The organism is Bullifex sp. (assembly GCF_034103065.1).
GTDB lineage: Bacteria > Spirochaetota > Spirochaetia > Sphaerochaetales > Sphaerochaetaceae > Bullifex.
Genome location: NZ_JAXEGN010000265.1, coordinates 1 through 10389 on the forward strand (window position 1 = coordinate 1; position 10389 = coordinate 10389).

The 10389-nt window shown below is 34.9% G+C and carries 13 protein-coding genes; 12 read left to right on the forward strand and 1 reads right to left on the reverse strand.

Going from position 1 to position 10389, the window contains the following annotated elements; translation table 11 throughout:
• The first annotated feature begins 4 nt into the window (after positions 1-4).
• Genes SOY52_RS10020 through SOY52_RS10030 form a run of 3 tightly spaced genes read left to right on the forward strand, consistent with a single transcriptional unit; the run spans position 5 to position 1396 of the window.
• Positions 5-130: a fumarate hydratase gene (locus SOY52_RS10020; RefSeq protein WP_320848827.1), complete on the forward strand. Its 126-nt coding sequence runs from the start codon at positions 5-7 to the stop codon at positions 128-130.
• Positions 117-632, forward strand: a complete 516-nt coding sequence (locus SOY52_RS10025) for a FumA C-terminus/TtdB family hydratase beta subunit (protein ID WP_320848815.1) — start codon at positions 117-119, stop codon at positions 630-632. Before SOY52_RS10020 ends, SOY52_RS10025 begins: the two co-directional genes overlap by 14 nt.
• 14 nt (positions 633-646) lie before the next feature.
• Positions 647-1396 (forward strand): FKBP-type peptidyl-prolyl cis-trans isomerase, encoded by a 750-nt coding sequence (locus SOY52_RS10030; protein ID WP_320848816.1) that lies wholly within the window; start codon positions 647-649, stop codon positions 1394-1396.
• A 41-nt stretch (positions 1397-1437) separates the two neighbouring features.
• On the opposite strand, the gene SOY52_RS10035 is transcribed toward SOY52_RS10030, so the two are convergent.
• Positions 1438-2118: a YjjG family noncanonical pyrimidine nucleotidase gene (locus SOY52_RS10035; RefSeq protein WP_320848817.1), complete on the reverse strand. Its 681-nt coding sequence runs from the start codon at positions 2116-2118 to the stop codon at positions 1438-1440.
• A 46-nt stretch (positions 2119-2164) separates the two neighbouring features.
• Between SOY52_RS10035 and SOY52_RS10040 the strand changes: the two genes are divergently transcribed.
• The 9 genes from SOY52_RS10040 (at position 2165) to hisIE (ending at position 9966) form a co-directional block, all read left to right on the forward strand.
• Positions 2165-2755 carry a DUF308 domain-containing protein gene (locus tag SOY52_RS10040; protein WP_320848818.1) on the forward strand — a complete coding sequence of 197 codons (591 nt, stop codon included), beginning with the start codon at positions 2165-2167 and terminating at the stop codon, positions 2753-2755.
• 176 nt (positions 2756-2931) lie between these two features.
• A complete protein-coding gene (hisG, locus tag SOY52_RS10045) occupies positions 2932-3798 on the forward strand; it encodes an ATP phosphoribosyltransferase (protein WP_320848819.1) in 867 nt (288 codons plus the stop codon).
• A gap of 4 nt (positions 3799-3802) precedes the next feature.
• Entirely contained in the window at positions 3803-5098 is a 1296-nt protein-coding gene (hisD, locus tag SOY52_RS10050; RefSeq protein WP_320848820.1) for a histidinol dehydrogenase, read from the forward strand.
• Positions 5095-6150, forward strand: coding sequence for a histidinol-phosphate transaminase (hisC, locus tag SOY52_RS10055; RefSeq protein WP_320848821.1), 1056 nt, complete (start codon positions 5095-5097; stop codon positions 6148-6150). The genes hisD and hisC overlap by 4 nt, the downstream gene beginning before the upstream one ends.
• A complete protein-coding gene (gene hisB / locus SOY52_RS10060; RefSeq protein WP_320848822.1) occupies positions 6140-7270 on the forward strand; it encodes an imidazoleglycerol-phosphate dehydratase HisB in 1131 nt (376 codons plus the stop codon). Before hisC ends, hisB begins: the two co-directional genes overlap by 11 nt.
• Positions 7270-7863 (forward strand): imidazole glycerol phosphate synthase subunit HisH, encoded by a 594-nt coding sequence (hisH, locus tag SOY52_RS10065; protein WP_320848823.1) that lies wholly within the window; start codon positions 7270-7272, stop codon positions 7861-7863. Before hisB ends, hisH begins: the two co-directional genes overlap by 1 nt.
• Positions 7860-8588 (forward strand): 1-(5-phosphoribosyl)-5-[(5-phosphoribosylamino)methylideneamino]imidazole-4-carboxamide isomerase, encoded by a 729-nt coding sequence (gene hisA, locus SOY52_RS10070; protein WP_320848824.1) that lies wholly within the window; start codon positions 7860-7862, stop codon positions 8586-8588. Before hisH ends, hisA begins: the two co-directional genes overlap by 4 nt.
• A complete protein-coding gene (hisF, locus tag SOY52_RS10075) occupies positions 8570-9334 on the forward strand; it encodes an imidazole glycerol phosphate synthase subunit HisF (protein WP_320848825.1) in 765 nt (254 codons plus the stop codon). Before hisA ends, hisF begins: the two co-directional genes overlap by 19 nt.
• A gap of 23 nt (positions 9335-9357) precedes the next feature.
• Positions 9358-9966: a bifunctional phosphoribosyl-AMP cyclohydrolase/phosphoribosyl-ATP diphosphatase HisIE gene (gene hisIE, locus SOY52_RS10080; RefSeq protein ID WP_320848826.1), complete on the forward strand. Its 609-nt coding sequence runs from the start codon at positions 9358-9360 to the stop codon at positions 9964-9966.
• The last annotated feature ends 423 nt before the right edge of the window (positions 9967-10389 follow it).

Genomic DNA, 10389 nt, shown 5'->3' on the forward strand with positions numbered 1-10389 from the left:
TTGTTTGTCTGTTGCAATTGAAAGTTTTGCAACTCACATTGCAGGTCTTCCTGTTGCAGTTACAGTAAATTGCCACGCAGAACGTAGAGCAACAGTTATTGTATTAGGAGGTTATGATGGTAACTCTTAATCTTCCATTTAACGAAGAAGAATTAGAAAAAGTAAATGCAGGGGACCAAGTAATGATAAGTGGTACCTTATATGTTGGAAGAGATCAGGTACATAAAAGACTTAAATCTGCAATAGATAATGGTGAAAGCCTTCCCTTTGAATTAAATGGTAACGGCATTTACTATATGGGGCCTTCTCCTAAGGTTGAAGGTTTTGCACTTGGCTCTGCTGGCCCTACAACAAGTGCAAGAATGGATCCGTTTTCTCCTCTTTTATTAAAGCATGGTTTAAGAGTAATGGTTGGTAAAGGCCCAAGAAGTGCTGAAGTATTAAGTGCAATAAAAGAATATAAGGGTTTATATCTACAAGCCTTTGGTGGATGTGGAGCACTATACTCTTCCTGCATTTTATCATCAGAGGTACTTTGTTACCCTGATCTTGGTCCAGAAGCTTTATTAAAATTAGAAGTTAAAAATATGCCTACTATCTGTATTGTTGATAGCAGAGGTAATAAAATCTAAGTAGAGAAGGTGTTATGAAAAATTATATTTTAGCTTTAATTTTAGTTGTACTAATTATTTCTTGTACTCAAAAGACTGAAGTTGTCGAGCAAAAAGCTACAATTACTCCACAAGAGGAAAAAACTAATTCAATTATTGAAGCTCCTAGTTCGCTTGATGAAAAGTTTGCATATGTATATGGCTATCAACTGTTAAATTCAATTATGCTCACAATGCCTGAATTAGAAAAAGATTACTTTTTAGAGGGTGTTAGAGCCTATGTTGATAACGACTTTACCTTTACTATGCAGGAAAGCCAAGCAATTATGAGTGAGTACCAAGAAAAGAAATATGAACTTTATGAAGCGGAGATGAAAGAAATTAGAGAGAGAAATCTTTCTGCTGCAGAAAGCTTTTTAGCAACCAATAAAAAGAGGTCTGGTGTAATTTCTGTTTCTGAAAAGCTTCAATATGAAATTCTTCGCTCCCCGAGTGAAAATGGTGCAAAGGCTACCAATAAATCAACGGTAACTGTCGATTATCGTTTAGTAACACTTGCAGGAGAAGTTAAAGATTCCTCTTATGAAAGAGGACAAGCCGCTGTTTTTGATCTTTCAACAAATATTATCGAGGGCTTTAGGAGTGCAGTAGCCCAAATGCATGAAGGTGAAAAGATTAGAGCTTGGGTACACCCTGATTTAGGTTATGGAATAAATGGAACAAGTAATATTGAGCCAAACCAGCTATTAATATTTGATATCGAGTTAATCAGTGTAGATAAATAAAAATGAGAGACATAGCATTTTGTGTTATGTCTCTTTTTGTGTTAATCATTCAATATTGCTAATAGCTCTTCGTAGCTACTTGCATCGTAGGTATATGAACCTGCTTTCTTTTCAGAGTTTAAGTGGAGATAGAGAGTATCAATACCACTATTGATTCCACCTTGAATATCACTTGTAAGGCTATCACCAATAATTAAACATTCTTCGGGAAGAGCATTTATTATATTTAGAGTATGAGTAAAAAACTCTCTTTTAGGCTTTTGAACTCCAATTTCTTCACTGATTACAATATGGTCAAAGTAGTGTGTTGTATTAGAGGTTTCAAACCTTCCATACTGTACTTCTTTAAGCCCATTGGTAATCATAATGAGAGAGTAATCTTTTTTTAGATTATCAAGGCACCAACGGGCTTTATCGAATAAAATTCCATTTTCACTTAAATACTGGCAATACAAAAGCCCAGCAGCTTTGGTTTGTCCTTCTAGATTATACTTTTGCATTAGTGGGCGAAAGCGTTCTACTCTAATTTCATCGGTAGAAACTTTACCCTCTTCAAAACTTTGCCATAAAGCCGAATTTGCACTATGATATATCCTTAAGTTATCATCAGTTAATGGAATATTATAGTTGCTAAATAGCCTTTTTATAGCTATATTTTCGCATGATGGAAAGTCATAAAATGTTCCATCTGCGTCTAGTAATAGATACTTATACTTCTTCATGTGCATAAGCTACATGAAAGAGAAGTTGTTTTCAAGGAGGAAATAAATGAAGAAATACATTTCTTACATAGGTAGTGGATTATTATTAATTGCTCTAGGAATCCTATTTATCTTAGCTCCAGCTGCAGTAGTAAAAATTGGTGTTATTGCATTTGGCATTTACAATATCATTGAAGCTTTAACCGCATTAGTTACATCTTATAAATTTAAAAATATTTCAGGTATTGTTAGATTTAACCTTGTTAAAACCTTAATAAATTTATTTATCAGTATTTTAGTAGTATACTTTGCTGCAATTTCTCCAGGAGCATCTGTTGCATCATGGGTAGTTTGGTTAATAGCTGCAAACCTACTTTTAACAGGAATATCTGAAGTTGCTGAAACCTATGTTATTAAAAAAAGTGGTTTTGACCAGATATTTTATTACGGTTCATCTGGCTGGTTATACATTGTTTTTGCAATTTTAATGTTCATTTTTCCAAACTTTATTAATTCAACTGTATTGCTAATATTGGGTGCTGTAATTATTACAAGTGGTATCTTTGTAATATTATGGTCAATTAAACTTTGGAGTGTTATGAGAAAGTTTTCTGAAAATGAAAAAATAGCAGAAGCAGAGTGGAGTGAAAAAGAGTAATAAAAATATTGACCAAAATAGAGAGAAAAACTATTCTAATTTCATGAAAGTAGTAAAAATTATCCATCACCATCATCGCTTTGTTAATCCATAGTTCGATATGGCTGGATGCTACATATATTTTGGGTCTCCGCACATGTCGGGGACTTTTTTTATACGTTTAGGAGAGGAGAAAAATGAAGAATTTAAGGATTGCAGTTCAGAAAAGTGGAAGACTATCAGAAAAGAGTCTTGAGATGATTAAGGCTTGTGGAATCGATTTTAGTGAGGATTCTCGAGTACTTAGAACCTTTAGTTCTAATTTCCCTCTAGAATTTTTATTTGTACGTGATGATGATATTCCTACATATGTAAACGATGGTGTTGCCGATATCGGTATTGTTGGTAAAAATGAGTATGATGAAAAGGGCTATGAATTAAAGATCGTTAGAGATCTTGGATTTGCTGCATGTCGCTTATCAATTGCAGTTCCAAATGACTTTGATTATAAAGATTTAAAGTCATTAGAAGGAAAGAGAATTGCTACTTCATATCCAAGAATAACTGAAAAGGTATTAAAGGAAGCAGGCGTTAATGCAACTTTTGTAAATGTATCTGGATCAGTAGAAATTACCCCTCAAATCGGAATTGCAGATTGTATTTCTGATTTAGTATCAACTGGTACAACTCTTAAGATGAATGGCCTTAAAGAAGTTGAACCAATTTACTACACTTCTGCAGTTATGATTAGCAGAAAGGAATTTGAAGAAGAGGAAAAGGAACGCTTTGATATTCTTAATCGTCTTCTAGTTAGAATGGATACTGTATCACTTGCAAAGCACAAGAAATATATTCTTTTTAACCTGCCTAAGAAAAATCTTACAGAGGCTGCAAAGATAATCGGTGGTATGAAGAGCCCAACTGTTACTCCTCTTCTCGATTCAGAGTGGGTATCGGTACAGTCTGTAGTTAGTGAGGATCGCTTCTGGGAAGTTTTTGAAAGTCTACGTGATCTTGGTGCTGAAGGTATCCTTGTAATGAATATTGAGAAGATGACGGAGTAAAACTATGGCCTTAATTAAGTATTTTAAAAATCCAAAGAAAATAGAGTACCTTCCATTACTTGAAAGAATTCAAAGTGATGATGAACAAGTAAAGTCTGCTGTAATGAACATTATGGAAGATGTAAAGAAAAATGGAGATAAAGCTCTATTTGAATATGAAAGACGCTTTGATGGTTCTGATTTAACATCTCTTTTCGTTAGTGAAGAGGAGTTTATCGAAGCTGAAAAAAGTGTTGATGATGAGTTAAAGGCTGCAATTGATAGAGCATACAAGAATATTTACACTTTCCATGAAAAACAAAAGACAAATGGGGAGGCTGTAGAGACTGAAAAGGGTGTAAGATGCTTTAGAAAGGTAGTTCCGATTTCTCGTGTAGGTCTTTATATCCCAGGAGGTACTGCACCTTTATTCTCAACTGTTTTAATGCTTTCTATCCCTGCTAAGGTTGCAGGATGTAAGAAAATTACCTTAGCAACACCAGCAAGAGGAGGAAAGGTAAATCCTGTTGTTCTCTATACTGCAAAAAGATGTGGAGTAGACCGAGTATTGAAATGTGGAGGTTCTCAAGCAATTGCAGCTTTATGCTATGGTACTGAGAGTGTAGAGAAGGTTGATAAAATCTTTGGGCCTGGAAATAGATATGTAGCATTTGCTAAAAACATTGCATCAAATGTATGTGCTATCGATATGGTTGCAGGTCCAAGTGAAGTAATGGTTGTTTGTGATGAATTTGCAGACCCACTTTTTGTAGCAACTGATCTATTAAGCCAAGCAGAGCATGGAAAGGATTCACAAGTAATGCTTGTTATTAAGGCTAAAGATAGCCAAATGGCAGATGAAATCTACAGTAATGTTGAAAAATGCTTAGATGAGGAGTTAAAGAAGTTAGGACGAAAAGAATTCATGCTTCCTTCTCTTTCCCACTCTGCAGCATTCAGCTTCTTTAATAATGAAGATGTAATTGAAATTATCAATAGCTATGCTCCTGAACACTTGATTATTAATACTCAAGATCCATATGAAATCTTAGAAGGTGTTGAGAGTGCGGGCTCTGTATTTATTGGACAATACTCCCCTGAATCAGCAGGAGACTATGCAAGTGGTACTAACCATACTTTACCAACCTCAGGACGTGCAACCTCTTCATCAGGGGTAAGTTTAGATAGTTTTATTAAGAAAATTACCGTTCAAGAACTTACAAAAGAAGGTATTAAAAGCTTAGCTCCTACAATTATTAAGATGGCTGAAGCAGAGGAATTAACAGCTCACGCTGAAGCAGCTAGAGTGAGGATGAAATGAGTATTGAAAATCTATTAAGAGAAAATATAAGAGCTTTAGAGCCATATTCATCTGCTAGAGATGATTTCTCTGGTAGTGCATCAGTATTTCTTGATGCAAATGAAAACTATCAGAATTTGATTTCTTTTGATAACATCAATCGTTATCCTGATCCACGTTCAATGGCAGTAAAGAAGGCTTTTTCAAAGGCCTTTGGAATTGATACAAAGAATATCACTATTGGTAATGGTTCTGATGAGTTAATTGACATCCTTTTTAGAATGTTTTGTGAGTGTAAAAAAGATAGTGTTTTATTAATGCCCCCAACTTATGGTGAGTATAAGGTACTTGCAGCAATAAATGATGTTAAAGTTTATAGCATTATTCAAAATTCTGACTTTACCTTAAATGTGGAAAAAATTAAAAACTATCTTGATAAATACAGCCCTAAGCTTATGTTTATTTGTTCTCCGAATAATCCAACTGGAAAGTCTGTTCCTCTTTTTGTGATTAACGAGCTTGCTAATTACAATAAAGGAATCACAGTAGTTGATGAAGCTTATTTAGACTTTTCAGAAAATCAAAGTGCTGTTTCACTAATAGAAAAGAATGAGAGAATAGTTGTACTAAGAACACTTAGCAAAGCTTGGGGTCTTGCTGGTGGAAGAATTGGAATTGCTATTACATCAGAGGAAATTAATAATGTGATGTACAAAGTAAAGTATCCATATAATATTCCACTACCGTCTCAGCTTTGTGCAGTTAAGGCGCTTGAGAATGCTGATAAAGTTCGCTCTGAAGCAAAGCAAATGGTTATTGAGCGCGAAAGAGTAAAGTGTGAGTTATCAAGTATTTCTGGGGTTGAAAAGGTTTTTGATAGTGATGCTAATTTCTTACTTGTTAGGGTGAAGGAAGCTGATTTAATTTATCAAAAGCTTTCAAATAAAGGTGTAATTGTTCGTAATCGCTCAAAGGAAATACTTTGTTCTTCATGTCTTAGGATTACTATTGGTTCAAAAGAAGAAAACCAATTGATGCTTGAATATCTAAAGGAGGCCTTAAGTGAACTTTGAAATGAAAAAAAGAGCACTCTTTTTAGATCGTGATGGAGTATTAGTAAATAAAGATAATAAAAATAGTTTTGAAAAACTCTACTTTATGAGTGGGGTTTTTAATGGTTTAAAAAGTATTTGTGACAACACAGATTACTCATTAGTCATGGTATCTAATCAAGATGGAGTAAATACTCCGGCTCTTCCACTGGATCGTTTTACAAGTGTTCAAAATAGGATTGTTGAAACCTTCCAAGGAGAAGGCGTCAGCTTTGATGATATCCTTGTTGATTACTCCTTAAAAGAAGATAACTGTCCTGGACGAAAACCTGGGATTGGTATGATGGGTGAATACCAAACATCAGAATGGGATTTATCAAAATCAGTAATGGTTGGTGATAGACTAACAGATATGGAGTTTGCTAAAAATTTAGGGTGTAAAGGAATTTGGTTTTCAAACGAAAAAAGTATCCCAGAAGGATATGAAGATACAATTATTCTAGCTAGTTCCTCATGGCAGGATATTTCTACCTTTTTAACAGATAATAAGGTTAAAGCTCATAGAAAAGCTTCTATCCAAAGAACAACTAAAGAAACATCATTTAATTTATCTATTGATTTAGATGGTAGTGGCAAAGGGGAATTAAAGACTAATATAGGTTTTTTTGACCATATGATTGAGCAAATCATTAAGCATTCGCACATCGATTTAAATGGAACCTTTTCAGGTGATTTGGAGGTCGATGAGCATCATAGTGTTGAAGATTTAGCTATTACTTTAGGCTCTCTTATTAAAAAGGCACTTGGAGATAAAAGAGGAATTAATCGCTATGGCTCTGATATGTTAATTATGGATGATGTGGTTGCACGTGTTGCAATAGATTTTTCAGCTAGAGCGGAATTCATCTATGATGTAGATTTTAAAAGAGAGTATATTGGTACATTCCCAACAGAGATGATTAAACACTTCTTTAAATCATTTTCAAATGCCGCGGAGTGTAATTTATACCTAAATGTAAGTGAAGGTAATTCACACCACATGGCAGAAGCTCTTTTTAAAGCATTTGCAAGGAGCATAAAGGTCGCTGTTAAGAGAGATCCTTCCTCAAATGCGCTTCCTTCCACAAAAGGAGTACTATAATGATTGCTGTTATTGATTACAACTCTGGTAATATTAAGTCTGTAATGAATGCTCTTAATCGTCTTGGTGCAAGTGCAACATTAACCAATGATGTTAAGGTAATTAAAAGTGCAGATAGAGTTATTTTTCCTGGAGTAGGAGCTGCTGCAGCTGCTATGGAGGAACTTAAGAAAAGAGATTTAGTTGATACACTAAAAGAGTATGAAAGACCTTTTTTAGGAATTTGTCTTGGTATGCAGCTTATGAACTCTTTTTCTGAAGAAGGTAATGTAGATTTACTTAAGATAACAGATAACAAAGTAAAGCTATTTGATAAATCGTATGGAGACAAAATACCACATGTAGGTTGGAATGAAGTATTATTAAATTCAGACCCAATTTTCAACGGTTTAAAGGAAAGAGAATACTTCTATTTTGTTCACTCTTATTATGTACAAGCTTCAAGTAATACTATAGCAAGATGTAATTATGCTGGTATTGAATTTTCTGCAGGTATAAAAAAGGATAATTTCTATGGTTTTCAATTTCATCCTGAAAAGAGCGGAGAAATCGGAGAAAAACTGTTAAAGAATTTTGTTGAGGTGAAATTGTGAGAATTATACCAGCTGTAGATATTATTAATGGTGAGTGTGTCCGACTGACTAAGGGGGATTACGAAGCTAAAAAAAGCTATTTTAAAGATCCTCTTGAGGTTGCAAAGCGTTTTGAAGCTGCAGGGTTATCACGATTACACCTAGTTGATTTAGATGGTGCTAAAAGTGGAGAAATAAAAAATTTAAAAACACTTGAAAGAATTTGTTCAAATACATCTTTAACCGTTGATTTTGGTGGTGGTGTAAAGAGTACTGATGCACTTGAAACTGCATTCAATGCAGGAGCATCCTTTGTAACTTGTGGTTCGATTGCAGTTAATAATCCGACTCTAGTACTTTCATGGCTTGATAAATATAGCACAAAGCTTATCTTAGGTGCCGATTGTAAGGATAGGTTGATAATGACCTTTGGCTGGCTTGAGAAAAGTGAATGTGATGTAATTGACTTTATTAGCTCATGGGTTGAAAAGGGCTTTAAAACTTGTATTAGCACAGATATTTCAAAAGATGGAATGCTCTCAGGCCCTGCTTTTGAGCTTTATGAGGATATTTCAAAAAAGATAAAAGGTATTGATGTTATTGCTTCAGGTGGAATATCTTCCTTTGAAGATTTATTACGTTTAAAAAAGCAGAATCTATATGGTGCAATTGTTGGAAAGGCATATTACGAAGGCAATTTAACATTAGAAGAGCTTAAGGAGGCAGAATGCTTGCAAAACGAATAATTCCTTGCCTTGATATAAAAAATGGTAGGACTGTTAAGGGGATAAACTTTTTGAGCCTTGCAGATGCAGGAGACCCAGTTGAGAATGCGGTTCGCTATAGCCAGTCAGGAGCTGACGAGCTAGTGTTTCTAGATATCACTGCTACAGTTGAAAATAGAGAAACTCTATCATCTCTTGTAGAAAAGATTGCTGAAAATATTAATATCCCATTTACTGTCGGCGGTGGAATAAAGAGTGCTGATGATGCATATAAGCTCCTTTCATCTGGAGCGGATAAAATTTCAATAAACTCTATGGCAGTAAGAAAGCCTGATGTAATTACCGAGTTTGCAAATCGATTTGGTTCTCAATGTGTTGTCACAGCAGTTGATGTAAGGAAAAATCCTAAATTTAGTTCTGGTTATGAGGTATACATCGATGGCGGAAGAACACCTACTAATATTGATGCCTTAGCTTGGTGTATTGAGTGTCAAAATAGGGGAGCCGGTGAAATACTATTAACAAGTATGAATGCAGATGGAACTAAAGCGGGCTTTTCCTGTGATATCACAAGAAGTGTTAGTACTTCATTAACTATTCCTGTCATTGCATCAGGAGGTGCTGGTACTATTGGACACTTCGAAGAGGTATTTTCTAAGGGCTCTGCAGATGCTGCATTAGCGGCTTCTGTATTTCACTACCATGAAATAGACATCTTTGAGTTAAAAAGGTCTTTACAAAAACAAGGAATTGCTGTTAGGTTATAGCATTAGCACATAGGTAGGCAAATATGGTTATTGATTTTGAAAAAGGCGATGGACTAGTTCCTGCTATTGTACAGGATGCTGTAACACACCGTGTATTAATGCTTGGATATATGAATGCTGAAGCTTATCAGCTTACTCTTGATAGGGGCCTTGTTACCTTCTGGTCAAGATCAAGAAAGAGGATTTGGACTAAAGGTGAAACCTCCGGAAACTTCCTTCAAGTTAGAGAGATTTTAGTCGATTGTGATGGTGATACATTACTCGTAAAGGCTATTCCTACTGGACCTGTTTGCCACACTGGGGCAGATACTTGTTTTAATGAAGAAAACGAACCTAGTGAAATGACATCAAGTGAATTTTTGTACTACCTTGAAGATGTTATCAATGATAGACGTAATAATCCTCAAGAGGGATCCTATACTAACCATTTATTCTCCCGTGGCTTAAATAAAATTGCTCAGAAAGTTGGAGAAGAAGCAGTAGAACTAATTATTGAAAGTAAAGATAACAATAAAGAGCTCTTCTTAGGTGAAGCAGCAGATTTAATGTATCACTTCTTAGTATTACTTGCACAAAAGGATACTTCACTTAGTGAGGTTGTTGAGGTATTAAAGGGCCGTCACTGCAGATGATTTCATCTGAAACCGATTATTTTAAAGAAAGCTTCTCTATAGGCAGGTATCAAGGAGAAGCTTTTTCATTTTATTCTTTTATTGAGTGTAGTTTTAAAGACTTAACCTTTTCTGATTGTGATTTTTCATCTTCATCATTTATCTCTTGTTACTTTGAAAGTTGTGCATTTTTAAATTGCAATTTTAGTTCAACGCTTTTAAATAAAACTAAGTTTACATAAAGTAGCAAGAAAGCTTCCGTCCCTTTAGGGCGGATGATGAATTGCAGTTTTATTTATAATGCAGATAGTTGCAGCATAGACAGTTAAGCTGAACAGTTGATATAATTCATTCATGACAGACGACGAACGTTCAGCAAAGAATAATACTATAAGGGAAACACTTAAGGAGACTAAGCTACGTCATGCATCCATGCGTCCGTTC